The organism is Promicromonospora iranensis (assembly GCF_028994805.1).
In the GTDB taxonomy this organism is placed as follows: Bacteria; Actinomycetota; Actinomycetes; order Actinomycetales; family Cellulomonadaceae; genus Promicromonospora; species Promicromonospora iranensis.
Map to the genome: position 1 here is coordinate 177,342 of NZ_JAJQQP010000008.1, position 25,508 is coordinate 202,849.

Consider the following 25,508-nt stretch of genomic DNA (forward strand, 5'->3'; position numbering starts at 1 on the left):
GCTGACCTGCGCAAACGCTATTCCGAGTGATACACGGGCAACGCCAAGGGCGCAAGTTCTTCAGATCACGCCGTGGTAACCTGGTTTCAGGGAAAGGGGACATCTGCAGATGACGTTCACAGTAGGCGAGACGGTTGTCTACCCGCACCATGGCGCGGCGCTGATCGAAGAGATCAAGGTCCGCAAGATTCGCGGCGAAGAAAAGATGTACCTCAAGCTCAAGGTCGCCCAGGGCGACCTCACCATCGAGGTCCCGGCGGAGAACGTCGACCTGGTTGGCGTGCGCGACGTCGTTGGCCAGGAAGGTCTCGACCGCGTGTTCGAGGTACTGCGTGCGCCGTACACCGAAGAGCCCACCAACTGGTCGCGCCGGTACAAGGCGAACCTCGAGAAGCTTGCGTCCGGCGATGTCATCAAGGTGGCCGAGGTCGTTCGCGACCTGTCCCGCCGGGACGCCGACCGCGGTCTCTCCGCAGGCGAGAAGCGAATGCTCGCCAAGGCTCGCCAGATCCTCGTGTCCGAGCTCGCGCTGGCCGAGCACACGGAAGAAGAGAAGGCGGAAGCGATCCTCGACGAGGTTCTCGCTTCCTGACTTACCCACAGGATCCGTCTGACGTACCAGTCAGTACCCGGTGCTCGCGCCCCACGGGGATCCTTCGCTTCAATCACGATCCTGTGGGGACCCGGACGAGATGACGACCCTTGCAATCCTGACGGCCGCCGGTTCGGGATCCCGATTAGGGCGCGACCTGCCGAAGGCTCTCGTGGAGCTGGACGGTTTTCCACTCGTGCTGCACGCCGCGCGACGCCTCGCGGCGTCGGGCGTCGTGGACGCACTCGTCGTGACCGCGCCTGACGGCCTGGTCGGCATCATGGCCGACCTGCTGGCCGAGGACCCGCACGTGCCGATCCCCGTCCGGGTGACCGACGGCGGGCCCACCAGGCAGGCGTCGGTCGCCGCCGGTCTCGCTCTCGCGGATCCAGGGGACGACGTCGTGCTGGTGCACGACGCCGCACGCCCCCTGGTCCCGCCGGAGCTCGTCCAGCGGGTCGTGGCCGCTGTCCGCAGCGGGCACGGCGCCGTCGTGCCCGGTCTGCCCGTCACCGACACGGTGAAGCAGGTGCGCCCCGACGGCGACGCGGAGCTGGTCACCGGCACACCCGACCGCTCGATGCTGCGGGCCGTGCAGACGCCCCAGGGATTCGCGCGTGACCTGCTCGTGCGTGCGCACCGCACGGGCGCCGAGCGTGCCGTCGCGGAGCACCTCGCCGCCACCGACGACGCAGGTCTTGTCGAGGCACTCGGCGAACCGGTTCACATCGTCGCCGGGGACGCGGCGGCCTTCAAGATCACCACCGAACGCGACCTGTGGCTCGCGTCCCTCGTGCTGCAGGAGACCCACGCATGACCGATCCGTCCAGCACACCGGAGCCCGCACGACCGGCTCCGGTCACGTACGCCCTGCCGCGGACGGGTATCGGGGTCGATGTGCACGCGTTCGCGCCGGACGGCTCGGACCGCGAGATGTGGCTCGGCGGCCTGCACTGGCCGGGGGAGCGGGGCCTGGCGGGCCACTCCGACGCCGACGTCGCGGCGCACGCCGCGGCGGACGCCCTGTTCTCGGCGGCGACCCTGGGGGACCTCGGATCGCACTTCGGGACCGGCCGCCCCGAGTGGGCCGGCGCGTCCGGGACCACCCTGCTCGCGGAAGCCGCGAGGCGCGTCCGGGCTGCTGGGTACATGATCGGTAATGTGGCAGTTCAGGTGATCGGAAACCATCCGCGGGTCGGCACCCGGCGCGACGAGGCTCAGGCGGTCCTGTCGGCCGCCGCCGGCGCGCCCGTGTCCCTCACCGCGACCACCACTGATGCGCTCGGTCTGACGGGACGCGGTGAGGGCGTCGCGGCGATCGCAACGGCGCTCGTCGTGCCCGACGTCGGGAGCACGGTATGAACAAACGCAAGCCGCTCGACGAACGGCGCGCGGAGATCGTCGAGGCCGGCCTGAGCGTGGCCATGCGCGAGGGCGTCGAGTCGGTGACCGTGCGCCGGGTGGCGCAAGAGGCCGGCATCTCGCTGGGCACCGTGCACTACTGCTTCGACGACAAGGACGCGATGCTGCGCGCCATGGGCCGCGCCATCGCGATGCGGGCGTCCGAGCAGGTGCTGGCGGCGCTCGACGTCGGGCCGGACCGGGAGGACCTGGCGGAGGCCGCTATCGACGCGATGCTGGGCGGGCTCAAGCAGCACCAGCACATGCGGCTGCTGACCTTCGAGTTCGCGGTCTCGGGCGCGCGTACGCCGGTGCTGCGCGAGGTCGCGCAGGCGCACCTCAAGCAGAGCATCGCGATGACGCGCGAGTACCTCCAGCGGCTGTCCGACGTCGCGGGCGCCACGTTCCGCACCGATATCGGCATGCTGGCACGCATGACGGCGCTCCGCATCGACGGCATCGAGCTCGCGTGGATGGTGGACCAGGACGACGAGGCCGCGCGTGCGGGGTTCGCGGACCTCGCGAGAGAGGTGTTCAACCAGATGGAACCGGTCTAGCCGCCGAGGACCCGGCGCGTGTAGGGGTTCGCGAACACACCGTCGGGGTCCGCGGTGTCCCGCACCCGCTGGAAGTCCGGGAGACGGCGGTACTGGTCGGCGAGGTAGTCGACATCGCGCGTGTGCAGCTTGCCCCAGTGGGGGCGTCCGCCCACGGCGGTGAAGATCTGCTCGGCGGCGGCGAAGTACCGGGCGTGCGGCAGGCGCCAGTACTGCTGCACCGCCACGTAGGCGGTGTCCCGTCCGTAGGCCGGGGAGAGCCACACGTCCTCGGCCGGGGCGAAGCGGATCTCGAGTGGGAACGGGACGTTCTCGCCCGTGCTGCGCAGCCAGGCGTCGATCTCTCGCAGGACGTCGACGACGACCGCGCGCGGCACCGCGTACTCCGTCTCCCGGAACCGCACCCGACGGGGGTTGCACAGCACCTCGTGCGACGCCGCCGTGTAGGTGCGCGGCCGCAACGCCTGTGCCGCGAACGAGTTGAGGGTCGGCGTCACGGCCGGGAACGTCGTGGCCGTGCGGTTGGCCAGCTCGAGCGCGACGTTGGACAGCAGCTCGTCGTCGATGAACGAGCGCGCGGCGGCCGCTGCCCGTCTCACCCGACGCCCGACACCGACCGGTCCGCCGGGGTCAGCACGCGACTCGAGGCGGGTGTGGGTCAGGGTCTGGACCTTGCGCGCGGTCGGGAACCAGAAGAACTCGAAGTGGTCGGACCCGGTGACCAGGTGGTCGAGCTCCTCGAGCACGCGCTCCAGCGGCTGGACGTCCTCCACGGCACGCAGATCGAAGGCCGGGACCGCCTCGACGGTCACGGTGCTCAGCACGCCCGTCGTGCCGAGACCGAGCCGGGAGGCCTCGAACAGGTCGTGGTTCTCGGTGGGGCCGCAGCGGGTGACCTCACCGTCGGGTCCCACCACCGTCAGGGCGCGGACGCGGGTCGCGAGGCCGCCGAACCGGGCGCCGGTGCCGTGCGTGCCGGTGGAGATCGCGCCCGCTATCGACTGCCTGTCGATGTCGCCGAGGTTCTGCATCGCGAGGCCGCGCTCGGCGAGGACCTGGTTGAGGTGGTGCAGACGCATGCCCGCACCCACCGTCACGAGGGCGTGCCCGGTGTCCGGGTCGCGCTCCACACGGTGCAGGGCGTTGAACCGATCCAGGCTGAGCTGTACGCCCTCGGTGGCCGCGGCCGGGGCGAAGGAGTGCCCACCGCCGACCACACGGACGGTGTGTCCGTCCTTGACCGCACGACGTATGGCGTCGGACAGCTCGTCCGCCGAGCCCGGCTGCTCCTGTCGCACGGGCGTCACGCTGACGTTGCGCGCCCAGTTCGTCCAGATCACGGATGCACTATCCCACGGCCCCGTCTCGTGAACTAGGTCTCTGTTCGGGGCCGGTGCCGCGGAGTAGCGTGCGGTCATGAGCTCCGCAGCAGACACCGTCGCGCGGCTGTCCGCCGCCACGTCCGGCCTGCCCGCACCTCTCGCGGTCGTGGACCTGGACGTGTTCGACGCGAATGCGCTCGACCTCCTCAAGCGCGCCGACGGCGTGCCGGTCCGTGTCGCGTCGAAGTCCGTACGCGTCCGCTCGCTCGTCGGCCGCGCCGTCGGGCACGGGTTCGCCGGCGTCATGGCCTACTCGCTGCGCGAGGCGTTGTGGCTGGTCAGCGAGGGTGTGCGGGACGTGCTGGTGGGCTATCCGACGGTGGACAGGGCGGCCCTCGCCACCCTGGCGGCCGACGCGACGGCCCGCGAGGAGATCACCCTGATGGTCGACGACGTCGCCCACCTCGGCCTGATCGCGGACGCCGCCGGCCCCGCCGCCGACGGTGCGGCGGGCCCGATCCAGGTCTGCCTGGACGTCGACTGCTCGCTGCGGGTCGGCGTCGGTGCGCTGACCGCCCACCTCGGGGTGCGGCGCTCGCCGCTGCGCGAGCCCGGGGACGTCGCAGCCCTCGCGACGGTGGCCCAGGCGAGAGGGCTGGCGGTGCGCGGCCTCATGTTCTACGAGGCGCAGGTGGCCGGTCTGCCGGACACGAGCCCCGCCGTCCGGCTGGTCAAGCGACTCTCGATGCGCGAGGTGAACGAGCGCCGCGTGCGGATCCTCGGCGCGGTGCGGGACGCCGTCGGGCAGGAGGTGGAGCTCGTCAACGCGGGTGGCACCGGGTCGATCGAGGTGAGCGGCGGCGCTCCCGGCGTCACCGAGGTCACCGCTGGTTCCGGCCTCTACACGCCCGGCCTGTTCGACGGGTACCGCTCGTTCCAGGCTCGCCCGGCGGCGTTCTTCGGGCTCGACGTCGTACGGGAGCCCGCGCCCGGCTGGGTGACCGCGTTCGCGGGCGGGTACGCGGCGTCGGGCAAGGCGGGCGTCGCGCGGCTGCCCCGGCTGTTCACGCCCGGCTATGCCCTGAGCGCCCCCGAGGGCGCCGGTGAGGTGCAGACGCCGCTGCGGGCGACCCGCGGGCCGGCGCCGGACGGCAGGCTCCGCACCGGGGACCGCGTCTGGCTCCGGCACGCCAAGGCGGGCGAGATGATGGAGCGGTTCGACCGCGTCCATCTCGTCCGGGGCGACACGATCGTCGAGACGGTGGCGACGTACCGGGGCGAGCAGAAGAACTTCGGGTGAGGCATGAGGCGGCCCACCGGGTAGAAGTCGGGTAGAACAGGGCCATGCCCGTCACACACCACCGCACGCGCCCGATGCAGGGACGCGACCCGCACGAGCCGGTGCGCACCGCGACCCCGCTGGAGCTGCTGTTCGACCTGGCGTTCGTCGTCGGGTTCGGCGTGGCCGGAGAGCAGGGCGCCCATCTGATCGCCGAGGGCCACGCGGCCGCGGGAGTGATCGGTTTCGCGTTCTCGATGTTCGCCATCTGCTGGGCATGGATCAACTTCTCGTGGTTCGCCTCGGCGTTCGACACGGACGACTGGTTCTACCGCGTCACGACGATGGTCCAGATGATCGGCGTGGTAGTGCTCGCGCTCGGTCTGCCAGAGATGTTCGAGTCCGTGGTGGAGGGCGAGCGGGTCCACAACGAGGTGATGGTCGCCGGGTACGTCGTGATGCGCCTGGCGATGCTCGTGCAGTGGCTCCGCGCAGCCAGGCAGGCGCCGGAGTACCGGGCGACCTGCCTGGCGTACGCGCGGACGCTCGTCCTCGCCCAGATCGGCTGGGTGATCCTCGCGGTCGCACCGGTGAGCGTGCCGGTCTTCTTCGTGGCCGGGGCACTGCTCGGGGCGGCCGAGATGGCCGGCCCGTGGCTCGCGGAACGGTTCCGTACCGAGGGGCCCGGCCAGCGGAGCACCCCGTGGCACGCCCACCACATCGCCGAGCGGTACGGGCTGCTGGCCATCATCACGCTCGGCGAGGGCGTGATCGGGACCGTTGCGACGCTGTCTGCCGTCGTCCACGACTCGGGCTGGACGCTCGACGCCGCCCTCGTGGCGTTCGCCGGCACCGCGCTGACCTTCGGCCTGTGGTGGACCTACTACCTCACACCGCACGCCGAGATGCTGCACCGGCACCGCGAGCGGTCGTTCGCCTGGGGGTACGGGAGCATCGTGGTGTTCGGGGCCCTCGCCGGGGTGGGTGCGGGCCTGCACGTGGCGGCGTACTACCTGGAGGGGCACTCCCACGTCGGCGCCGTCGGGACCGTCCTGGCCGTGGCAGTGCCGGTGCTCGTGTTCGTCCTGGCGGACTACACGCTGTTCGGGTTCCTGTCCCGGTCGTTCGACGGGCTGCACCTACTCCTCGTCGTCGGCACCACGGTGGTCCTCGCCGCCGCCGTCGCCGCCGCGGCGGCCGGCGCCCCCATGGCCTGGGCGCTGCTCCTGGTGATGCTCGCCCCGGTGGTCTCCGTGGTCGGCTACGAGGTGCGCGGGCACCGACACGTCGCCCGCCTGCTCGCGCAGGAGCCGTCCGGGCGGAGCGCGGGGGAGGCCGCCGCCGAGTAGACCCGCGGCGCGGTCTACTGACGCCGGGGCAGTAGCCTGCCCCTATGCGAGCAGCAGTGACGGTGCACATGGACGCCCCTCCGGACGTGGTCTGGGACCTGGTCAGCGACGTCACCCGGGTGGGTGAGCTGAGCCCCGAGACCTTCGAGGCGGAGTGGACCGACGGCGCGACCGGCCCGGCGGTCGGCGCGTTCTTCCGCGGCCACGTGCGGCGCAACGGCGTGGGGCCGGTGTACTGGACACAGTGCAAGGTGACCCACTGCGAGCCGGGCCGTGACTTCGGCTTCACGGTGTACATGGGCGGCAAGCGCCTGAACAACTGGCGCTACCGGCTGGACCCCGTGGGCAGCGGTACGGACGTCACCGAGTCGTTCGAGCTCGAGCAGCGCGGAGCGGCCCGCGTGTACTGGGCACTGGCGGGCTGGCACCGCCGTCGGGCCAACGTGCGGGGGATGCGGCAGACGCTCGAGCGGGCCAGGGAAATTGTCGAAGCGGGAACCGGAAGCGCCGGTACCCTTGACAGGTGACCATTCGCCTGTTTGACACCGCCACGCGCGAGGTGCGCGACTTCAACCCCATCACCCCGGGCGAGGTCGGCATCTACCTGTGTGGTGCCACGGTGCAGGCACCTCCGCACGTGGGCCACCTCCGCCCGGCCGTCGCGTTCGACGTGCTCCGGCGCTGGCTGACCCGGCGAGGCCTGAAGGTCACCCTGATCCGGAACGTCACCGACATCGACGACAAGGTGCTGGCGAAGTCCGCCGCCGCCGGCCGTGAGTGGTGGGCGCACGCCGCCCTGTACGAGCGGGTGTTCACCGAGGCGTACGACGCGCTCGGCGTCCTCCCGCCCACCTACGAGCCGCGTGCCACCGGCAGCGTCCCCGAGATGGTCGCGCTCATGGAGCGCCTGGTCGACAAGGGGCACGCCTACGGCACCGGCGAGGGCAACGTCTGGTTCGACGTCCGCTCCTGGCCCGCCTACGGGGAGCTCACCCGGCAGAAGGTCGAGGACCTCAGCCCCGAGGAGGGTGCGGAGGTGGCCACCGGCTCGGCGAGCGACGCCAAGAAGAACCCGCACGACTTCGCGCTGTGGAAGGCGCCCAAGCCGGGCGAGCCCGAGTCGGCCTCGTGGGAGACCCCCTACGGGCGTGGCCGGCCCGGCTGGCACCTGGAGTGCTCCGCGATGGCTCGTCGCTACCTCGGCGAGACGTTCGACATCCACGGCGGCGGGCTCGACCTGCGGTTCCCGCACCACGAGAACGAGCAGGCGCAGTCGCGGGCCGCGGGCTACGGGTTCGCGCAGCGCTGGATGCACGTCGCGTGGGTCACGCAGTCAGGCGTGAAGATGTCGAAGTCGCTCGGCAACGGCCTGCTCGTCAGCGAGCTGCTGAAGGAGGCGCCCGCGCCCGTGGTGCGCTACGCGCTGGCGGCCGTGCAGTACCGGTCGATGCTCGAGTGGTCGCCCGACACCCTCGACGAGGCGCGCACCACCTGGGAGCGCCTGTCGGGCTTCGTGGCGCGTGCGTCGGAGCGGGTGGGTGACGTCCCGGCGGAGGAGGTCGCCAAGGCCGAGGTGCCCGACGCGTTCGCGGCAGCCCTGGACGACGACCTCAACGTGCCGCAGGCGCTCGCCGTCGTGCACGAGCACCTGCGGGCGGGGAACACCGCCCTCGCGTCGGGGACGGACGCCACCGTGCGTAGCGAGCTGGTGACATTGCGTGCGATGCTCGACGTGCTGGGGCTCGACCCGGCGGACCCGCAGTGGGCGGCGTCGACCGACGACCGGTACGCGGCGGCGCTCGACGGGCTGGTCACGGCGGAGCTCAAGGCGCGTGCCGAGGCGCGCGCCGCCAAGGACTGGGCCACGTCAGACGCGATCCGGGACCGCCTCGCGGCGGCCGGCATCGAGGTCCAGGACTCCGCCGACGGCGCCCGCTGGGCGCTCTCCTGATCTTTTCCCTGGTGGTCGAGCTTGTCGAGACCACCTCGACCGAACCCGCGGTGGTCGCGACAAGCTCGACCACCGGCTGAGAGACGAGACACACCATGGCAGGAAACTCGAAGCGCGCCGGTGCGGTACGCAAGGCAGGCTCCAAGAAGGGCGCCCAGGTAGGCACCGGCGGACACAGCCGTAAGGCGCTGCAGGGCAAGGGTCCGACGCCCAAGGCGGAGGACCGGACCTACCACCCCGCGCACGAGCGCAAGCTGGCGGCGGAGAGGCGCGCGGCTGCCGGGCGGCGGCCGGGCGGGAAGGCGGGTCGGAGCGGCACCACCACCGAGGTCGTCACCGGCCGCAACGCGGTGCTGGAGGCGCTGCGCGCCGAGATGCCCGCCGAGGGCATCTACCTGGCCACGCACCTCGATTCGGACGACCGCACCCAGGAGATCCTGGAGATCGCGCACACGCGCAGCCTCCCGATGTTCGAGGCCTCGCGGCTCGACCTCGACAAGATCACCGAGGGTGCGGTGCACCAGGGCGTCGCCATGAAGGTGCCGCCGTACGACTACAAGGACTCCGAGGACCTGCTCGACGCCGCGGCCGAGGCCGGGGAGCCGCCGCTGATCGTGGCGCTCGACAACATCACCGACCCCCGCAACCTCGGTGCCGTGCTCCGGTCCGCCGGCGCGTTCGGCGCGCACGGCGTGCTGGTGCCGGAGCGGCGCGCCGCCGGTGTGACGGCGTCGGCCTGGAAGGTCTCGGCGGGTGCGGCGGCCCGCGTCCCCGTGGCGCGTGCGACGAACCTGGCCCGCGAGCTCGCCGAGCTGAAGAAGACCGGCTGCTTCGTCGTGGGGCTCGACGCCGGTGGCGACACGCAGGTGGGCGAGCTCGCGTACGCCACCGACCCCCTCGTGCTGGTCGTCGGCTCGGAGGGCAAGGGCCTGTCCCGCCTGGTGCGCGAGGCGTGCGACGCGATCGTGTCCATCCCGATCGCCGCCTCCACCGAGTCGCTGAACGCGGCGGTCGCGGCGGGGATCACCCTGTACGAGGTCGCCAAGCAGCGCGCGACCCCGGCCGGCTAGTACTCCGGCTCGGCCTCGCCCGGCGCGAGGCCGAGCACGGCGTCCTCGTCGGGGCGGTGCCGCAGCACGTTCTCCACGTAGGACTCGGCGGCCTCCGGCAGCGGGATGTCCCGCTGCGCCTGCTGCGAGATGAACCAGCGGTGGTCGAGGATCTCGTGGAACAGCTGCGCCGGCTCCAGCTTGCGGCGCAGCTCGCGCGGCACGGCGTCGATCGTCGGCCGGAACACCTGGCGCACCCACGCGTGCGCGACGATCTGCTCCTGGTCGTTCTGCCGGTCCGTCGCCGCGCGGTAGCTGTCGAGGTCGTTGAGCATGCGGCGGGCCTGGTTCTCCTGCACGTCCAGCCCGGTGAGCCGGAGCAGACGGCGGGAGTGGTGCCCGGCGTCGACCACCTTGGGCTGGATGCGCACCCTGGTGCCGTCGATGTCGGTGGTGATCTCCAGCTCGCCCACGTCGAAGCCGAGGTCGTTGAGCCGCTCGATGCGGGCGGCGACACGCCAGCGGTCGCCGGAGTCGAACGCCTCGGAGCCGGTGAGGGCGTCCCACAGCTCCTGGTAGCGCTCCACGAGGGCGTCGCCGATGGCGACCTCGTCGACGTCCTCGTCGAGCAGCTCGCCCGCCGAGAGGTCCATGAGCTCACCGATGATGTTGGTGCGCGCCAGGTCGACGTCGTAGTTGCGCTGTCCGTTGGTCAGCGTGCGATGGATGTCGCCGGTCTCGGCGTCGACGAGGTAGGCCGCGAACGTCTCGGCGTCCCGCCGGAACAGGGTGTTGGACAGCGAGACGTCGCCCCAGTAGAAACCCACGAGGTGGAGACGCACCAGGAGCACGGCGAGGGCGTCGATGAGGCGCGTCGCCGTGTCGGGACGCAGGTCCTGGCTGAACAGCGCGCGGTACGGCAGGGAGAACTGCAGGTGCTCGGTGACGAGCACGGCCTCGAGCCGCTCGCCGTCGGGCGCCCGGCGGCCGGTGATGACGCCGACCGGGACCACCGAGGGCACCTCGATGCGGTGCAGCTGGCGCAGCAGCTCGTACTCACGGTAGGCGACGGTCTCGCCGATCTCCTTGATCGCGAGCACCCGGCCCTCGTGGTTGACGAAGCGGACGATGTGCCGCGAGATGCCCTGGGGCAGCGCGGCCAGGACCTCGTCGGGCCACTCGGCCAGCGGTACGTCCCACGGGAGGTCCAGCAGCGCCGGGTCAGGTGCGACCGCGGTGATCTGGAGTTTCTGCTGGGTCATGGGCACCATTCTGCGCTGAGCCGGCCGCTTGCCCGCGCAAGGCAGGGGGAGCGGCCGTGGATCTCCGCGACGCGGAGGGATGAAAGGCCTGCGGGGTGTGTTGCTGTGCGAGGACAAAAGTCCACGCACAGCAACACACCCCGAGGAGGTAACCGTTCCCCCGGCGAGCCGAGGGATCAGTCGAAGGGATCAGGCGAGGCGCTCACCCGTGGTCGCGGAGAACACGTGCGAGTGGCCGGTCTGGATGGAGACGGCGATGACGTCGCCCTTGTCCGGCACCGACCGCGGGTCGATGCGCACGATGAGCTGGTTGGTCTCACCGGCGGTCAGGTTCAGCTCGGTGTCGCCCTTGAGCGTGCCGTAGACGAACGCGTCCGAGCCGAGCTCCTCGACGAGGTTGACCTCGACGTCGAACGAGCCGGGCGTGCCGACGGGGACGACGTCGAGCGCCTCGGGCCGGAAGCCCAGGGTCACCTTGCCGCTGTCGGCGTCGGTCATGCTGCTCGCGATGGAACGATCGAGCGGCACGTCGGCCGAGCCGACCTTGACGACGCCCTCCTTGACATCGAAAGTGCCGATGTTCATGGCGGGGGAGCCGATGAAGCCGGCGACGAACACGTTGTTCGGCCGGTCGTACATCTCGCGCGGCGTGCCGACCTGCTGGAGCACACCGTGGTTCAGGACGGCGATGCGGTCACCCATGGTGAGCGCCTCGGTCTGGTCGTGGGTCACGTAGACCGTGGTGACGCCCAGGCGACGCTGCAGCGACGCGATCTGCGTACGGGTCTGGACACGGAGCTTGGCGTCGAGGTTCGACAGCGGCTCGTCCATGAGGAACACCTGGGGCTGACGCACGATGGCACGGCCCATGGCGACACGCTGACGCTGACCACCCGAGAGCGCCTTCGGCTTGCGGTCGAGGTACTCGACCAGGTCGAGGATCTTCGCTGCTTCCTCGACGCGCTGACGGATCTCCGCCTTGGGCGTGCCCGCGATCTTCAGGGCGAAGCCCATGTTGTCCGCCACCGACATGTGGGGGTACAGGGCGTAGTTCTGGAAGACCATCGCGATGTCGCGGTCCTTGGGCTGCACGTCGGTGACGTCGCGGTCACCGATGAAGATGTGCCCGCCGTTGACGTCCTCGAGGCCGGCGAGCATGCGCAGCGACGTGGACTTACCGCAGCCGGACGGGCCGACGAGGACGAGGAACTCGCCGTCCTCGATCTCCAGGTTCAGCTGGTCGACAGCCGGGCGCTCAGTGCCCGGGTAGACGCGCGTCGCGTGATCAAAAGTGACCGTAGCCATGACTAGTACATCCCTCCACCGGCAGGTACGTGCCGGACGATCCGTTGTGGTCGGGTGCCGTTGCTTCCACTCACGTGTCGGCGGTGACACTGTTGCAGCGTGATCGTACCCCGGTTCCTCAAGGCCGCGGTATCGACCAGGTCACGATCGGGTCAGCCCTCGCTCCGCAGGGTGCGGGCGAGCCCGGCGAGGACCGCGGCCAGCGCGTCGGGGTCGGGCACGCGGTGGGAGGCGAGGGTGTCGCCGGTCCCCACCTTGATCGACAGGTCGCCGGACTCGAGCGCACCGAAGGCGTGCTCGTCCGTGGTGTCGTCGCCCGCGTACAGGACGCGCACCTTCTCGACGCCCAGCTCGGCCGCGACGGTGCCCCGCAGACGGCGCAGCGCCTCGCCCTTGCTGGTCGGCACCACCGACACCTCGACCACGTCCTTGCCGTGCATGGCGGGCAGTCCCAGGTTGGCGGCGACCTCGTCGGCGGCCACCGTGATGGCGGCGGCGTCGTCCACGCTCGCCAGGCGCGTGTGCACGACGGCGGCGGCGGGCTTGACCTGCACCCATGCGCCCTCACGGCCTGAGACCGCCGACTCGAACCCGGCCACGAGCGCGTCGAGCTGGCCGGACTGGGTGGTGGTCAGGTGGAACGGCACCTGCTCGACGCCGGTGGTGGTGGCTCGGCCGGCCTCCGCGCCGTGGCTGCCGACGAGGAACGTGCCGTCGGGCGCGACGGTCCGTTCCGCGAGGTCGGACAGGTCCCGCCCGGAGATGAACGCGAGGCGCACGGGCGCCTCCTGCGCCAGCGCGTGCAGCTGCTCGACGGCGGCGCGTGCGGCGCGTGTCATGGTCGACGACTTCGGGTCGTCGACGAGGGGCGCGAGGGTCCCGTCGAAGTCGCACGCGAGCAGCCAGCCGGTGGTCGGCTTCTTGCGCCGTCCGTTCCCGTTGCCCATGCGGGCGAGCCGGCCCCGCGCGGGCACCCCGTCCGGCACCGTGGTGAACGCCGTCAGCGCGTCACGGAGGTTGTGATGGCGGGGTTCCAGGGACCGCGGGTCCACGGTGAGCGGCCGGGGCGGCACGGCGGTGAGCACCCCGAGGAAGGTCTCCGACCACTTGGCGACGTCGTCGGCCAGCACCTTGCGGCGCAGGCGCCGCATGCGGCGGCGCTGCTCCTTGGGGTCCATGGTCGCGGCGGCGACGATGATGTCCTTCATGCCGTCGATGTCGTGCGGGTTGACCAGCAGGGGGCCGGGGGAGAGCTCGTCGGCGGCGCCGGTGAACTCGCTCAGCACCAGCGCGCCGCGCTCGTCCGAGCGTGCGGCGATGTACTCCTTGGCCACGAGGTTCATGCCGTCCCGCAGCGAGGTCACCAGCAGCACGTCGGCCGCCAGGTAGAGGGCCGCCATCTCCTCCGGGGGGTAGGAGTGGTGCAGGTAGTGGATGGCGGAGTGGCCCAGCTCGCCGTACTCGCCGTTGATCCGGCCGACGAGGACCTCGACGTGCTCGCGGAGCTCCTGGTACGCGCCGACGTTCTCGCGGCTCGGGCTCGCGACCTGCACGAGGGTGGCGTGCTCGACGTCGAGGCGGCCGTCGTCGAGCAGCTCGCCGTACGCCTTGATGCGGTGCCGGATGCCCTTGGTGTAGTCGAGCCGGTCGACCCCCAGCATGAGGGTCTCCGGATTGCCGAGGTCCGCCTTGATCTCCTTGGCCCGGGCCTGCACCTCTGGCGTGCGGGCGAGGGTGTCGAACCGGTGGGAGTCGATGGAGATGGGGAACGACGAGGCACGGACGTGCCGGCCGGGGCGCCCGTCGGCGTCGGGGATCGTGATGACCGGGCCGCGCGTGGTGTAGCCGGTCAGGCGGCGCGCGGACCGGACGAAGTTCGCGGCGTCACCGTTGCGCTGGAAGCCGACGAGGTCCGCCCCGAGCAGGCCGTCGATGATCTGCCGGCGCCACGGCAGCTGTGCGAACAGCTCGACGGGCGGGAACGGGATGTGGTCGAAGAACCCGATGCGCAGGTCGGGGCGCAGGTCGCGCAGCATGCGCGGGACGAGCTGGAGCTGGTAGTCGTGCACCCAGACGACCCCGCCCTCGGCGGCCTGCTCGGCCGCGGCGTCGGCGAAGCGCTGGTTGACCCGGCGGTACGCGTCCCACCACTGGCGGTGGTAGTCGGGGCGCTCGATGACGTCGTGGTAGAGCGGCCAGAGGGTCGCGTTGGAGAAACCCTCGTAGTAGCGCTCGATCTCCACGGCGTTGAGCGTGACCGGCACCAGCAGCATGCCGTCCGCCTCGAACGGCTCGTGGGCCAGGTCGGGGGCGCCCGACCAGCCCACCCAGGCGCCGTCGGCCTCCTGCATCACCGGCTCCAGTGCCGTGACCAGGCCACCAGGAGACCTCTGCCAGGTGAGATCGCCCTCGGGGCCGACCGAGAAGTCCACCGGCAGCCGGTTCGCGACGACGACCAGATCGTACCCGTCTTTACCCGGCAATGTACTGCTCCTTGGTTGTAGAAGAGTCTCGCTGTCCAGTGCCAAGAGTAGCGGCGCCTCTTGCCTGCTCAGGGTAACGACCAGGCAGTTCACTCGCCGGTCGCGGCGAGAGCGCGTGCGAGAGATAGGCGGGCGTCGCCAGCGCGTGACGGCTACGGTGTGCCTCATGAAGGAGGTGGAAGCCTCGACAGCGCCCTCGAACGGCGCCGGCCCTGCTGCCGGCTCGAAGCTCGGCGGCTACACGGTCGTGCGCGAGATCGGTTCCGGCGCCATGGGCGCCGTCTACCGCGCGGAGGACGACGGTGGGCACCCCGTCGCACTCAAGATCCTGCACCGCCACCTCGACGACCCGTCCGCCCGTGAGCGGCTGCGCCGTGAGGCGGCAGCGCTGCAGGGCCTGCGGCACCCCGCGGTGGCCCGCGTGCTCGACGCCGAGCTCGAAGGGCCCGAGGCGTTCATCGTCACGGAGCTCGTCGAGGGACCGACGCTGGAGGAGGAGATCGACGAGCGCGGGCCCCTGGACCCCCGTGACCTCTTCGAGCTCGCCGACCAGCTCGCCGACGCGCTCGAGGCGGTGCACGGCACCGGCGTCGTGCACCGGGACCTCACGCCGTCGAACGTGCTCATCGCCAGGACCGGGCCCGTGCTGATCGACTTCGGCCTCGCCCAGGGCCCGGGCGACGTGCGTGCGACCCGCACCGGGTTCGTCATGGGCACCCCCGGCTACCTCGCTCCCGAGCTGCTCGACGGCGCCGAGCCCGGCCCGGACACCGACTGGTGGTCCTGGGCCGCCGTGCTCGCGTTCTCCGGCACCGGCCGCGCGCCGTTCGGCGTCCGGCCCACCGAGCTGGTGCTGCGGCGCTCGCGGCAGGGCCAGGCCGACCTCGACGGCCTGCCGGCGCGCACGGCCCGGGCGCTGGGTGCCGCGCTGCGCGCGGTGCCCGTCGAGCGCTGGGGGCCGGACGAGGTCGCGCGAGCGCTCAAGGCCGGGTCGGAGGCGTTCATCGCCTCGACGACCGGGTCCGACGGCGTAGCGGGCTCGACGACGGCGGAGCTCACCTCCGCCGGCGCACCCGACGCCCCGACCGCCTCGATGCCGGCCGACCTCGGCTCGACGCGCGTCATGCCACAGGGCCTCCTGCCGCACCCGGTGTCCGAGGCGGCCGGCGGAGCCGGCGTCGGCGCAGCGGCAGGAGCCGCGGCCGTCGCGGAGGCCGCCCACCCCGGCGCCGTCGGCGGCGTGACCGACCTGGCCGCCTCACCTGTCGCGCCCCGGGGTCGATCGATCACCGGCCGGGCGGTCGGCGCCCCGCGCCCCGCGCCGCCGTCCGTCGAACCAGCCTTCGCCCTGGACCAGCCGAACCCCGCGCACGTCGCCGGCTACCGCGGGCTGTTCCTGGCCGCGGCCCTGGCACTCGTGGCGCTCGCCGCCACCCGGCCGGGCATCGCCGTCGTCGTGCTCGTGGCCCTGATGATCGTCTCCCGGCTGGCGGGGATCGCCGTCGACGAGTTCCGCAACCGCCGTGCGCGGCGCGGTCCCAGCCGGGCCGACGCGCTCGTGGCCACCCTCCTGTCGCCCTGGCACCTCGTGCGCGCCGTGTTCGGCGTGCTGCCCGCCGCGGCAGTCGGCATCTGCGCAGGAGTCGTCGTGGCGCTGCTCGGGCTCATCGTCTTCGCGCCGGGCAACGTGATCATCGCCCCCGTCCCGACCGTCGAGGCGCGGTCGGTGGGCGGCATGAACGAGCCCATCGTCGACAGCCTCGTGCTCAGCGTGGCGATGCTCGTGACGGTGGTCGCCGCGTGGTTCGGACCGGCGTCGTACGGGACACGGGTCGGGGCCGGGCCGGTGCTGCGCCGGATCGCTCCCGGCTGGGGCGCCAAGCTCATCCTGACAGTGGTCGTGCTGGCGCTCGCGGTGCTCGCCGCGCAGCCGTTGTTCGACGGCACGGTGGACGTGCTGTGGTGGCCCCTGGGAGACCGCCCCGACGTCGTATGGTGATCGGCAGGTGAGGTGTCTGGATCGTAACGAAACGTCCAGCCGCCTCCCAGCGAGCGCTTGTAGTCTTGACGGGGCGCCGGTGGCGCCTCGCCCCATTGGCCCGCATCTCGAAGGACCCCGATGTCGACGAACCAGACCAAGGCGCAGCGTCGAGACGCCGCCCGTGCCGAGGCCCTTGCCCTCCAGAAGAAGCAGCAGGCACGCGAGAAGCGCAGCCGCTTGATCGTGCTGAGCGCGCTCGGAGTCGGACTCGCGATCCTGGTCGCGGCCGTGGTGCTGATCTTCCTCGAGGGGCAGAAGACGCCCATGGAGAAGGTCGACAACATCCCGGCGGGTGTGGTCCAGGACACCGGGATCCCGGTGGGCGCCGAGGGCGCCGCGGGCACCACGAACGAGGGCGCGAAGACGCTCGACGTGTACGTGGACTACATGTGCCCGGTCTGCGGCCAGTTCGAGGCGCTGAACGGTGCGAGCATCGCCGAGCTGCGCGAGGCCGGTGACCTCACGCTCGTGGTGCACCCGGTCTCGATCCTGGACCGCACGTCCCAGGGCACCGAGTACTCGACGCGTGCCGCGGCGGCCGCGGCATGGGTGGCCGACCGTGCGCCGGAGCAGTTCTCCGCGTTCCACGACGCGATGTTCGCGAGCCAGCCGGAGGAGCAGACGCCGGGTCTTTCCGACGAGCAGATCGCCCAGGTCGCCGAGCAGGCGGGCGTGCCGGCCGATGCGGCCGCAGGCATCGCTGACGGTACGGCGCACGAGACCTACGAGGAGTGGGTCTCGGCCGCCTCGGAGGTCGCGGGCGACGACCCGGACCTCCGGAACGCCCAGGGCGGCTTCGGTACGCCGACCGTGGTGATCGACGGCGAGCGGTTCGAGGCCTGGCAGAACCCCGGTGCGCTGACCGCGGCGATCACCGGTGAGGCGCCCGCCTCGGAGGAGCCGTCCGCGGAGCCGTCGACGGAGCCGTCCGAGTAGTCCAGCAGCTCAGTAGTCCACAGGTTGTGGATGGCGGGGTCCCGGGCTGCGGCCCGGGACCCCGCCGTCGTCCGCGCCGGTCCGCCCGCGAATGTCCTACCACCAAGGGGTTCGGCATGGAACTGGTGGCCGGCCCATGCCAGACCACATTCTGGAAGCGGACTGGTGGCGGGAACCGTTAGGCTGTTTCCGGCCCGCCGCCTTAGCTCAGCTGGTAGAGCTCCCGCCTTGTAAGCGGAAGGTCGTCGGTTCGAACCCGACAGGCGGCTCCAGAGGCCCGGGTCAGCAGCGGGTGCTGACCCGGGCCGTTCGCCTTCTCCGGTGCGGGCAACTGACCGAACTCAGCGACTTCGGTCGGTTGCCATGAGATCGGTCGGTCAACCGACCGATCTCATGGCATCGGACCGATCTCGGTTCCCGCGGGGTGCAACTGACCGAAGTCACGGACCTGCTGCCGGTCAGCCGGCGACCGCCCGCACCAGGTGCTCCGCGACCGCCCGGCGCTGCGCCTCGGGCAGGTCCCGGTAGGCCAGCGCCTCGAACATCCACAGCCCGTCGGCGGCGAGCCGGGTGACGAGGCGGGCCATGGACGCGGCGTCGGTCCCGGCGTCTGCGGGAACGGGCGCCCAGCGCTCCAGGACGCCGCTCCACGGCGCGGCCCACTCGGGGTGGGTGGCGGCCTCGAGCATGAGCTGCAGCTCGGCACGGGTTGCGGACCGGGTACTCACGCGGATGTAGGCGGACAGCCGTTCGTCGGCGGTGAGGTCGTCGAGGGGCCTGCCGGCGTCGGCGAGGAGGGAGGCCTCCCACCGGTCGGCGAGGTGCTGGTGGATGGCCGCCAGCAGGTCCTCACGGGACGGGAAGTGGTACATGATCCCGCCGCGCGTCAGCTCCGCCTCGGCCGCGACGGAGTCGAAGGTGACGGCGGTGACGCCCTCGCGCTGGATGACGCGGACGGCGGCGTCGAGGATGCGGTCGCGGTTGCTCGGTCGCACGGGGCCTCCGTGGGCGTATCTCGGTCGGGGCGGGTCTAGTGGCCGGAGCCGTAGGCGGAGGACGCCGACCCGGGCCCGTAGGCACGGAGCAGCACGGTCGTGACGATAGCGCCGATCGCGAGGACCCCGGCACAGACCACCATGACGACCGAGTAGCTGTTGCCGAACGCGGTGATCGCGGCGTCGAGGACCTCCGGCCCGCTCCCGGGTGCGGCCAGGGCGTCGGTCAGGGACCGGCTCACCTCGGCCGGGGCGCCGTCGGGCGGGCGGATGGTCAGCGTGTAGACCGTGGTCAGCAGCGAGCCGAGCAGCGCCACCGCCGCGAGGCTGCCGAACTCGTACGACACCTCCTCCACGGACGAGGCCATGCCCGCCCGCCGGGCGGGCACGTTCCCGATGATCGCGGTCGAGGCCACGGACATGGCCGACCCCAGCCCGAGGCCCGTGACGAACAGGCCCCCGAGGAGCCACCCCATCCCGTGCTGGACGCCGACCAGGGTCCAGGCCACGCCGACGGCGCCTACGCCCAGGCCGCCGCCGATCAGGAGGCGTAGACCCACCACGTGCAGGAAGGCGCCGCCCAGGATCGACGACGGGAGAGAACCGATCGCGACGGCGGCCACCAGCAGCCCGGACTCGAGGGGGGTGAAGCCCACCACGAGCTGGAACCGCTGGGTGGTCGCCAGCTGCAGGCCACCCATGGCGAACATGGCGAACGCCGCGGCCAGCACGCCGGAGGCGAAGGCCGCGTTGCGGAAGATCGACAGGTCCAGCAGCGGGAACGGCAGACGACGCTGCCGGCGGACGAAGAACCACCACCCGAGGACGGTCGCGAGGGCGGCGCCGAGCAGAACGGTTCCGGAGCGGTCGATCTTGACGACCTCCTTGATCAGCACGACGAGCCCGACCAGCGTGACCAGTGCCTGCACCGAGGAGATGAAGTCCCACCTCGTGCCGGGGTGCGGCTCGTTCTCCGGCGCGACGGCGACCCCGACGATCAGGGCGAGGAGGACGACCGGCACGTTGATCAGGAAGATCGAGCCCCAGGCGAAGCGCTCCAGCAGCGCGCCGCCGACGATCGGCCCGAGCGCGCCGCCCACCACCGAGAGACTGCCCCACACGCTGATCGCGATGTTGCGCTCGCGCTCGTTGACGAAGGCCACCCGGATCAGGGCCAGCGTGGCCGGCATCATCGCCGCGGCGCCGACGGCCAGCAGGCCGCGCGCGGCGATCAGCACCTCCGGGGTGGGGGCGGTGGCCGCCATCAAGGAGGCGAGCCCGAACACCACGAGGCCGCTCAGGAACATCAGCCGGTGGCCGAACCGGTCACCCAGGGTCCCGGCGCCCAGCAGGAGACCGGTCATCACCAGCGGGTACGCGTTGATGATCCAGAGGCTCTCGGTCCAGCTCGCGTCGAGCTCACGGGTGAGGGTCGGCAGCGCCGTGTACAGGATCGAGTTGTCCAGGGTGATCAGCAGCAGGCCGGTGCCGACGGTCACCAGGAGCGTCCAGCGTCGGCGGGTGCTGAGCGGTGACGTGCGTGCACCCAGGGTCGGGCTCATCGTCATGGCGGTAACTGTACTATCTAGAATGTTAAGTTACGCGTCGAGCCAGCAGTCCGGACCGATAGAGGCTCTCCGGTGCGAGCACCGGAGAGCCTCTGAGATTCACCCGCCGAAGTCTACGGCCGGACGCGCGATCACGCCCGCGGCCACGGCTGCGGCGTCGGCCACTTCGCGGTCCGTCCGTCGCCGCTGGAGGTGCCGGTCAGGCGGCGCTTGACCCAGGGGCCCACGTGCTGGCGCATCCAGGCCGCATTGGCACGCGCCGTCTCGCGGAAGGCCGCGGGCGGGGCGGCGTCGAGCGGGGCGTCGTAGGCGGCGTCGTCCGGCTCGAGACCGAGCGCGACGAGGGCCGCGTTCGCGACCCGCTGATGCCCCTCGGGGGTGAGGTGGATGCGATCCTCGGACCACAGGCGGAGGTCGGCCAGCGCCCGCATGCCCCACAGGTCCAGGACGTGCGCCCCGTGCCGGTCGGCGATGGACCAGAGGTTCGCGTTGAAGACGCCCACGCGGCCGTTGGTCCAGCTGAGGGCGGCGCCGCCCTTGAACCCGGTGCCCATCAGGACGTCGGCACCGGTGGCCCGGAGTGCGACGACGGCGTCCTCCAGCGCGGCAGAGATCGCGTCGATGTCGGCCGAGGCGCGCAGGATGTCGTTGCCGCCCCCCACCAGCGAGACGAGGTCCGGCTGGGCCTCGATGGTGATGTCCAGCTGCTCGGCGATGATCGGGCGCAGCTTGCGGCCGCGGATCGCGAGGTTCGCGTACTCGAGCGGCGCCTGGCCGGCCGCGATGCGGCGGGTCGAGAGCACCGCCGCGAGGTTGTCGGCCCAGCCGCGCTGAACCTCCGGGGCGTCGGGGTACGGGTCCCACAGGCCCTCCGAGAAGGAGTCGCCCATGGCGATGTACCGCTCCCAGCGGACGGGGGCGGCTGCGGGGAGGTCGGAGGTGGGGCCTTCCGGGTCTGGGGTCGTCGTGGCGCTCACGGGGCCCATTCTCCCGTGTGCGGGGTGAGCCTCGCTGGCTCGGACGTGTGACGGGCAGCACAAACTGGCAGTGTCGGAGGGTGCCGGTAACCTCCTGGACGTGGAGACCACCGTGAACCCGACGCCCCCTGTCGACGCCGCCGCCTCGGGCCGGCCCCCGTTGTCGCAGGTCGTCGCACCCGACTGGGCCGAAGCTCTGGCGGACGTCGAGCCGCGCATCCACGCCATGGGCGACTTCCTGCGTTCGGAGATCGCCGCGGGGCGTACGTACGTCCCCGCCGGGGAGAACGTGCTCGCGGCGTTCAAGCGGCCGCTCGCGGACGTCCGGGTGCTCATCGTGGGCCAGGACCCCTATCCGACGCCGGGGCACGCCATGGGGCTGTCCTTCTCCGTCCAGCCGGACGTGCGGCCTGTCCCGCGGTCGCTGGTCAACATCTACAAGGAGATGCAGGACGATCTCGGGGTCCCGCTCCCGTCCGACGGTGACCTGCGTCCGTGGGCCGACCAGGGAGTCATGCTGCTCAACAGGACGCTCACCTGCCGGCCGGGCGCGTCCGACTCCCACGCGGGCAAGGGCTGGGAGGAGATCACGGAGGCCGCGATCCGTGCCCTGGTGGCGCGGGGCGGTCCGCTCGTGGCGATCCTGTGGGGCGCGAAGGCACGCAACCTGAAGCCCTGGCTCGGCACCGTGCCGGTCGTCGAGAGCGCGCACCCCTCGCCGCTGTCGGCCCGCAACGGCTTCTTCGGGTCGAAGCCGTTCTCGCGGGCCAACGCGCTGCTCGAGCAGCAGGGTGCGCAGCCGGTCGACTGGCGTCTCCCGTAGGACCGCGGGCGCCGGTCTGTGGCGCCCGCGGGGCAGGGCCGGCGTGTTGACTGTGTGAAAGGGCAAGGGTGAATAACAACCAGGCAATCCGGGCATATGGCGAACCGGTCGGCAAGGTGCTGGTCCCGGACGCCGAGAGCCCTGTCGTCGAGCGGTCCGGGAGTGGGCTTTCTGACCGCGACCGGGAGATTCTCGCGTTCGAGCGCCGTTGGTGGAAGTACGCGGGTGCCAAAGAGGAGGCGGCACGGGAACTCTTCGATCTGACAGCCACGCGTTACTACCAGGTGCTGAACGCGCTGATCGACACTCCTGCCGCCCTCGAGCACGACCCGATGCTGGTCAAGCGCCTGCGCAGGGTCCGATCGACCCGCCAGCGAGCACGCTCTGGACGACGGCTGGCGGATGAGAACCACTGACCGGGCACCGATCCGTCACAACGACCCGCTACTCTCTCTGCCGTGACGAAGAGTGGCTACCCCTACCCGCCCGACGAGTTCGACGTCGCTGTCCCCGGGGGCGCACCCGTGGGTGTGCACCGTGCGCCGCGTAGCGGTTGGAGCTCGGCCTGGCCTTTCCTGCTGGTCGCCGTAGTGTGCGCCGCCGTGGCATGGGGCGGCATCACGCTGCTCTCCGGAGGTGGCGATGACCCTGCAGAGGCGCAGGGCGGAGCGTCGCCGTCGGTCTCCGCGTCGGGGTCCGGCGCGCCGTCCACCGAACCCTCCGGCGAACCGAGCGGCGAGCCATCGGCGCCGGCCAGCTCACCTTCGGCGGAAGCGCAGTATCCGGGTGACCCTGCACTCGCGAACAAGTCGTCCGAGACCGTCATCGGTGTGTACAACAACGGTGGCGACGGCATGGGAGGTATGGCCGGCACCGCGACGACCAACCTTCAGGCCGCGGGGTTCGAGGGGGAGATCCACCCGCTGGACACCGGAGCAGAGTTCGGTCCGGCGGCTGACTCGGTCACGGCGAACACCGTGCTCTACGGCGGTGACCGTGCGGACACGGCGTCTGCCGTGGCGGAGACGCTCGGTGTGGATCCCGCCAACGTGCAGCAGTCGGACGATGTCGCCAACCACCCGACCGAGGGGATCTGGGTGATCCTGGTGACTCCGCCGACGACAGGCGGCTGACGACCTTCCACCCGGTTGGCACGGCGGGCCGACGGCAGCGTAGTCGTCGGCTGGAGGTCAACCTTTGGTCGGGTCGCGGGCATGGGCGGAGTGTGAGTGATACTCCGCCCAGCCCGTACCACTGGGTTGATATCCGCTTGCCCGTTCTCTGCCCCAGGGCTCTGACCTGCGCGTTCGCCATGCGCTTAATGCCGCATACCGGGCATTGAGGCTTCCCTGGTGTGAGCCGGACCACTACGCTCGAACCACCACGGGTCGACCGAGTGTCCCGTGCAGAGGTACAAGGAGAACTACGCATGGCCCAGGGCACCGTCAAGTGGTTCAACGCCGAGAAGGGGTATGGCTTTATTACCCCCGACGCCGGCGGCCAGGACCTTTTTGTTCACTACAGTGCGATCCAGACTGATGGCTACCGGACTCTCGATGAGGGTCAGCCGGTCGAATACGAGGTGGGGCAGGGGCAGAAGGGTCCGCAGGCGGAGCAGGTTCGTCCAGCCTGACATCGATGGGACGACGGGCGGGAAGTGCCCGCCCGTCGCCCGCCGCCCCCCAAGGACTGCCGGGACCCAGACCCCGGCGTCCGATCTGGATGGTCGACGACGACCAGCACCCGCTACACCGTCGGTCGATGATGCCCGACGCAGCCGGGCAGCCGCCCCGTACCGCGGCTGCTCGTTCTGACAGCCGGCCGTCCCCTCGGCCGGTCCTTCGCCAGCGGCCGCCCCCTCGGCCGTCAGACGGCGCCTCGCCGTCACCCGACCCGCTCGCAGTCGGCCATCAGTCCCCCGACCGTGATTCGATGGGGGAGTGACCCTGCTCGACGCGGTGGTGGTGGGCTCAGGACCCAACGGCCTGGCGGCCGCGGTCACGCTCGCCCGCGCAGGTCTCGGGGTCCGCGTCCTCGAGGCCCAGCCGACGGTCGGCGGTGGCGCACGTACCCTCGCGATTCCCGAGCTCGCCCGCGACATGCTGTTCGATCTCTGTTCCGCCGTGCACCCCATGGCCTGGGCGTCGCCGTTCTTCCGGGAGTTCGATCTTCCCGCGCGCGGTGTCGAGCTCGTCGCGCCGGAGGTCGCCTACGCGCAGCCCATGGACGGCGACCGTGCCGGGCTCGCCTTCCGCGACCTGGCGCGGACCGCCGACCGGCTCGGGCCCGATGGCGGCGCCTGGCGCGACCTGCTGGGCCCGCTCGCCGCCGACTGGCGCCAGGTCACGGCGTTGGCCATGGGGGACAAGCGGACCGTGCGCGGCATGCTGGAGGGCGTCCGGGGTGCCGGCGGGCACACGGTGACCGCGTCGGGCCTCGCCTCGATGGTGCGGCCCAGCCTGCGGTTCGCTGCCGCGCTCCTCGAGCAGGGCGGGCCGCGCTGGGACCGCCGGTTCCTCACGGAGGAGGCAAAAGCGCTGCTCACCGGTGTTGCGGCGCACAACATCACACCGCTCCCGGCGCTTTCCGGTGCCGGTACCGCCCTGCTCCTGGGGGCCCTCGCGCACGCCGACGGCGGCTGGGCGGTCCCCGTCGGGGGATCCCAGGCCATCACGGACGCCATGGTCCGCGACCTGGAGGCGCACGGCGGCACCGTCGAGGCGGGGCGCCGGGTCGACAGCTGGTCCGACCTGCCGCCCGCCCGCGCGGTGCTGTTCGACACCACGCCGAGCACCGTGCTGCGGGTCGCGGGGGACCGGATCCGGTCAGGGCGCCACGCGGCACTGCGACGGTTCCGGCACGGGAACGCGGCGGCCAAGGTCGACTTCGTCCTGGACGGGCCGGTCCCGTGGCGGGTGCCCGACGTCGGACGTGCCTCCACCGTGCACGTCGGTGGGACACGGGCCGAGATGGTGGCGGCGGAGGACAGCGTCGCGCACGGGCTGCACGCCGACCACCCGGTGGTCCTGGTCAGCGACCCGAGCGTCGCCGACCTGAGCCGCCTGCGCGGCAGTGCGCGACCCCTGTGGGCGTACGCGCACGTGCCGGCCGGCTCGACGCAGGACATCACCGAGGCCGTCACCCGGCAGATCGAGCGGTTCGCGCCCGGCTTCCGCGACGTCGTCGTCGGCTCGCGGTGCCTACCTGCCGCGCAGATGGAGCGCCACAACCAGAACTATCTGGGCGGCGACATCTCCGCCGGGGCGGCCACGATGTGGCAGATGGTCGCGCGGCCCACGCTCGCGCCCGACCCCTACCAGGTCGCCGAAGGGCTGTACCTCTGCTCCGCCTCGACCCCGCCCGGGCCGGGTGTGCACGGGATGGGCGGCTGGCACGCCGCCCGCCGGGCGCTGCTGCGGGAGTTCGACGTCCGCTCGCTCCCGGACCTCCGCCCGTGACCCACCCGACCCGGACGCGCCTTGCACTCTCATGGTCCGAGTGCCAATAATGTCTTAGCACTCTCCGTTCGAGAGTGACAGCAAGGGTCGAATGGTGAGGCCTCCGGTCGCGGCGAGACATGATCGTCGGGACGGCAGGCCGTCCGTCGCGGGCACCGGC

23 protein-coding genes and 1 tRNA gene are annotated in these 25,508 nt (G+C 71.7%); 17 read left to right on the plus strand and 7 right to left on the minus strand.

All coding sequences use genetic code 11. From position 1 onward, the window contains the following. Positions 1–109: 109 nt before the first annotated feature. The 4 genes from LUM46_RS15300 to LUM46_RS15315 all read left to right on the plus strand — a co-directional run bounded on the left by LUM46_RS15300 (position 110) and on the right by LUM46_RS15315 (position 2,550). On the plus strand, positions 110–592 hold the full coding sequence (locus tag LUM46_RS15300) for a CarD family transcriptional regulator (RefSeq protein ID WP_116677014.1): 483 nt from the start codon (positions 110–112) through the stop codon (positions 590–592). 100 nt (positions 593–692) lie between these two features. Next, a complete protein-coding gene (ispD, locus tag LUM46_RS15305; protein WP_274994990.1) occupies positions 693–1,409 on the plus strand; it encodes a 2-C-methyl-D-erythritol 4-phosphate cytidylyltransferase in 717 nt (238 codons plus the stop codon). After that, positions 1,406–1,954 (plus strand): 2-C-methyl-D-erythritol 2,4-cyclodiphosphate synthase, encoded by a 549-nt coding sequence (ispF, locus tag LUM46_RS15310; RefSeq protein ID WP_274994991.1) that lies wholly within the window; start codon positions 1,406–1,408, stop codon positions 1,952–1,954. The genes ispD and ispF overlap by 4 nt, the downstream gene beginning before the upstream one ends. After that, positions 1,951–2,550 carry a TetR/AcrR family transcriptional regulator gene (locus tag LUM46_RS15315; RefSeq protein ID WP_274994992.1) on the plus strand — a complete coding sequence of 200 codons (600 nt, stop codon included), beginning with the start codon at positions 1,951–1,953 and terminating at the stop codon, positions 2,548–2,550. The genes ispF and LUM46_RS15315 overlap by 4 nt, the downstream gene beginning before the upstream one ends. On the opposite strand, the gene LUM46_RS15320 is transcribed toward LUM46_RS15315, so the two are convergent. Next, complete coding sequence (locus LUM46_RS15320) at positions 2,547–3,890, minus strand: D-arabinono-1,4-lactone oxidase (RefSeq protein WP_274994993.1); 1,344 nt, start codon at positions 3,888–3,890, stop codon at positions 2,547–2,549. The genes LUM46_RS15315 and LUM46_RS15320 overlap by 4 nt on opposite strands. 76 nt (positions 3,891–3,966) lie before the next feature. Here LUM46_RS15320 and LUM46_RS15325 point away from each other — a divergent pair, with 76 nt between their 5' ends. The 5 genes from LUM46_RS15325 to rlmB all read left to right on the plus strand — a co-directional run bounded on the left by LUM46_RS15325 (position 3,967) and on the right by rlmB (position 9,521). Further along, on the plus strand, positions 3,967–5,172 hold the full coding sequence (locus tag LUM46_RS15325; protein WP_274994994.1) for a type III PLP-dependent enzyme domain-containing protein: 1,206 nt from the start codon (positions 3,967–3,969) through the stop codon (positions 5,170–5,172). A gap of 44 nt (positions 5,173–5,216) precedes the next feature. Further along, complete coding sequence (locus LUM46_RS15330) at positions 5,217–6,500, plus strand: low temperature requirement protein A (RefSeq protein WP_274994995.1); 1,284 nt, start codon at positions 5,217–5,219, stop codon at positions 6,498–6,500. A gap of 44 nt (positions 6,501–6,544) precedes the next feature. Next, positions 6,545–7,027 carry an SRPBCC family protein gene (locus tag LUM46_RS15335; protein WP_274994997.1) on the plus strand — a complete coding sequence of 161 codons (483 nt, stop codon included), beginning with the start codon at positions 6,545–6,547 and terminating at the stop codon, positions 7,025–7,027. After that, positions 7,024–8,451, plus strand: a complete 1,428-nt coding sequence (cysS, locus tag LUM46_RS15340; protein ID WP_274994998.1) for a cysteine--tRNA ligase — start codon at positions 7,024–7,026, stop codon at positions 8,449–8,451. The genes LUM46_RS15335 and cysS overlap by 4 nt, the downstream gene beginning before the upstream one ends. A gap of 95 nt (positions 8,452–8,546) precedes the next feature. Then, the gene (gene rlmB / locus LUM46_RS15345) at positions 8,547–9,521 is read left to right on the plus strand and encodes a 23S rRNA (guanosine(2251)-2'-O)-methyltransferase RlmB (RefSeq protein ID WP_274995000.1); all 975 of its coding nucleotides are present in this window, start codon (positions 8,547–8,549) and stop codon (positions 9,519–9,521) included. On the opposite strand, the gene LUM46_RS15350 is transcribed toward rlmB, so the two are convergent. From LUM46_RS15350 to otsB, 3 genes are all read right to left on the minus strand, one after another. Then, a complete protein-coding gene (locus LUM46_RS15350) occupies positions 9,518–10,762 on the minus strand; it encodes a DUF4032 domain-containing protein (RefSeq protein ID WP_274995002.1) in 1,245 nt (414 codons plus the stop codon). The two genes, rlmB and LUM46_RS15350, sit on opposite strands and share 4 nt — an antisense overlap. 189 nt (positions 10,763–10,951) lie before the next feature. Further along, positions 10,952–12,067: an ABC transporter ATP-binding protein gene (locus tag LUM46_RS15355; protein WP_274995003.1), complete on the minus strand. Its 1,116-nt coding sequence runs from the start codon at positions 12,065–12,067 to the stop codon at positions 10,952–10,954. Positions 12,068–12,219: 152 nt separating this feature from the next. Further along, positions 12,220–14,550, minus strand: coding sequence for a trehalose-phosphatase (gene otsB, locus LUM46_RS15360; protein WP_274995005.1), 2,331 nt, complete (start codon positions 14,548–14,550; stop codon positions 12,220–12,222). A 166-nt stretch (positions 14,551–14,716) separates the two neighbouring features. Here otsB and LUM46_RS15365 point away from each other — a divergent pair, with 166 nt between their 5' ends. From LUM46_RS15365 to LUM46_RS15375, 3 genes are all read left to right on the plus strand, one after another. Then, the gene (locus LUM46_RS15365) at positions 14,717–16,549 is read left to right on the plus strand and encodes a protein kinase domain-containing protein (protein ID WP_274995007.1); all 1,833 of its coding nucleotides are present in this window, start codon (positions 14,717–14,719) and stop codon (positions 16,547–16,549) included. A gap of 120 nt (positions 16,550–16,669) precedes the next feature. Further along, positions 16,670–17,527, plus strand: coding sequence for a DsbA family protein (locus tag LUM46_RS15370; RefSeq protein ID WP_274995008.1), 858 nt, complete (start codon positions 16,670–16,672; stop codon positions 17,525–17,527). Between the two features lie 196 nt (positions 17,528–17,723). Continuing rightward, positions 17,724–17,799: transfer RNA gene (locus LUM46_RS15375), tRNA-Thr, on the plus strand. A 186-nt stretch (positions 17,800–17,985) separates the two neighbouring features. On the opposite strand, the gene LUM46_RS15380 is transcribed toward LUM46_RS15375, so the two are convergent. The 3 genes from LUM46_RS15380 to LUM46_RS15390 form a co-directional block, all read right to left on the minus strand. Beyond that, a complete protein-coding gene (locus tag LUM46_RS15380) occupies positions 17,986–18,522 on the minus strand; it encodes a TetR/AcrR family transcriptional regulator (protein WP_274995009.1) in 537 nt (178 codons plus the stop codon). Positions 18,523–18,557: 35 nt separating this feature from the next. Next, entirely contained in the window at positions 18,558–20,090 is a 1,533-nt protein-coding gene (locus LUM46_RS15385; RefSeq protein ID WP_374726963.1) for an MFS transporter, read from the minus strand. 131 nt (positions 20,091–20,221) lie between these two features. Continuing rightward, positions 20,222–21,076, minus strand: coding sequence for an SGNH/GDSL hydrolase family protein (locus LUM46_RS15390; RefSeq protein ID WP_274995010.1), 855 nt, complete (start codon positions 21,074–21,076; stop codon positions 20,222–20,224). A 91-nt stretch (positions 21,077–21,167) separates the two neighbouring features. Here LUM46_RS15390 and LUM46_RS15395 point away from each other — a divergent pair, with 91 nt between their 5' ends. From LUM46_RS15395 to LUM46_RS15415, 5 genes are all read left to right on the plus strand, one after another. Continuing rightward, positions 21,168–21,890 carry a uracil-DNA glycosylase gene (locus LUM46_RS15395; protein ID WP_274995011.1) on the plus strand — a complete coding sequence of 241 codons (723 nt, stop codon included), beginning with the start codon at positions 21,168–21,170 and terminating at the stop codon, positions 21,888–21,890. A gap of 116 nt (positions 21,891–22,006) precedes the next feature. After that, positions 22,007–22,306: a DUF3263 domain-containing protein gene (locus LUM46_RS15400; RefSeq protein ID WP_274995163.1), complete on the plus strand. Its 300-nt coding sequence runs from the start codon at positions 22,007–22,009 to the stop codon at positions 22,304–22,306. A gap of 42 nt (positions 22,307–22,348) precedes the next feature. Further along, a complete protein-coding gene (locus LUM46_RS15405; RefSeq protein WP_274995012.1) occupies positions 22,349–23,023 on the plus strand; it encodes a LytR C-terminal domain-containing protein in 675 nt (224 codons plus the stop codon). Between the two features lie 296 nt (positions 23,024–23,319). Next, entirely contained in the window at positions 23,320–23,523 is a 204-nt protein-coding gene (locus LUM46_RS15410; RefSeq protein WP_274995013.1) for a cold-shock protein, read from the plus strand. Between the two features lie 307 nt (positions 23,524–23,830). After that, positions 23,831–25,348 carry a phytoene desaturase family protein gene (locus LUM46_RS15415; RefSeq protein ID WP_274995014.1) on the plus strand — a complete coding sequence of 506 codons (1,518 nt, stop codon included), beginning with the start codon at positions 23,831–23,833 and terminating at the stop codon, positions 25,346–25,348. Positions 25,349–25,508 lie beyond the last annotated feature (160 nt).

What these genes read in the sequence shown, in the direction of transcription:
- LUM46_RS15300 (WP_116677014.1), top strand. Translation starts at nt 110, where the DNA reads ATGACGTTCACAGTAGGCGAGACGGTTGTCTACCCGCACCATGGCGCG.
- ispD (WP_274994990.1), top strand. Translation starts at nt 693, where the DNA reads ATGACGACCCTTGCAATCCTGACGGCCGCCGGTTCGGGATCCCGATTA.
- ispF (WP_274994991.1), top strand. Translation starts at nt 1,406, where the DNA reads ATGACCGATCCGTCCAGCACACCGGAGCCCGCACGACCGGCTCCGGTC.
- LUM46_RS15315 (WP_274994992.1), top strand. Translation starts at nt 1,951, where the DNA reads ATGAACAAACGCAAGCCGCTCGACGAACGGCGCGCGGAGATCGTCGAG.
- LUM46_RS15325 (WP_274994994.1), top strand. Translation starts at nt 3,967, where the DNA reads ATGAGCTCCGCAGCAGACACCGTCGCGCGGCTGTCCGCCGCCACGTCC.
- LUM46_RS15330 (WP_274994995.1), top strand. Translation starts at nt 5,217, where the DNA reads ATGCCCGTCACACACCACCGCACGCGCCCGATGCAGGGACGCGACCCG.
- LUM46_RS15335 (WP_274994997.1), top strand. Translation starts at nt 6,545, where the DNA reads ATGCGAGCAGCAGTGACGGTGCACATGGACGCCCCTCCGGACGTGGTC.
- rlmB (WP_274995000.1), top strand. Translation starts at nt 8,547, where the DNA reads ATGGCAGGAAACTCGAAGCGCGCCGGTGCGGTACGCAAGGCAGGCTCC.
- LUM46_RS15350 (WP_274995002.1), bottom strand. Translation starts at nt 10,762, where the DNA reads ATGACCCAGCAGAAACTCCAGATCACCGCGGTCGCACCTGACCCGGCG.
- LUM46_RS15355 (WP_274995003.1), bottom strand. Translation starts at nt 12,067, where the DNA reads ATGGCTACGGTCACTTTTGATCACGCGACGCGCGTCTACCCGGGCACT.
- LUM46_RS15365 (WP_274995007.1), top strand. Translation starts at nt 14,717, where the DNA reads ATGAAGGAGGTGGAAGCCTCGACAGCGCCCTCGAACGGCGCCGGCCCT.
- LUM46_RS15370 (WP_274995008.1), top strand. Translation starts at nt 16,670, where the DNA reads ATGTCGACGAACCAGACCAAGGCGCAGCGTCGAGACGCCGCCCGTGCC.
- LUM46_RS15385 (WP_374726963.1), bottom strand. Translation starts at nt 20,090, where the DNA reads ATGACGATGAGCCCGACCCTGGGTGCACGCACGTCACCGCTCAGCACC.
- LUM46_RS15390 (WP_274995010.1), bottom strand. Translation starts at nt 21,076, where the DNA reads ATGGGCCCCGTGAGCGCCACGACGACCCCAGACCCGGAAGGCCCCACC.
- LUM46_RS15410 (WP_274995013.1), top strand. Translation starts at nt 23,320, where the DNA reads ATGGCCCAGGGCACCGTCAAGTGGTTCAACGCCGAGAAGGGGTATGGC.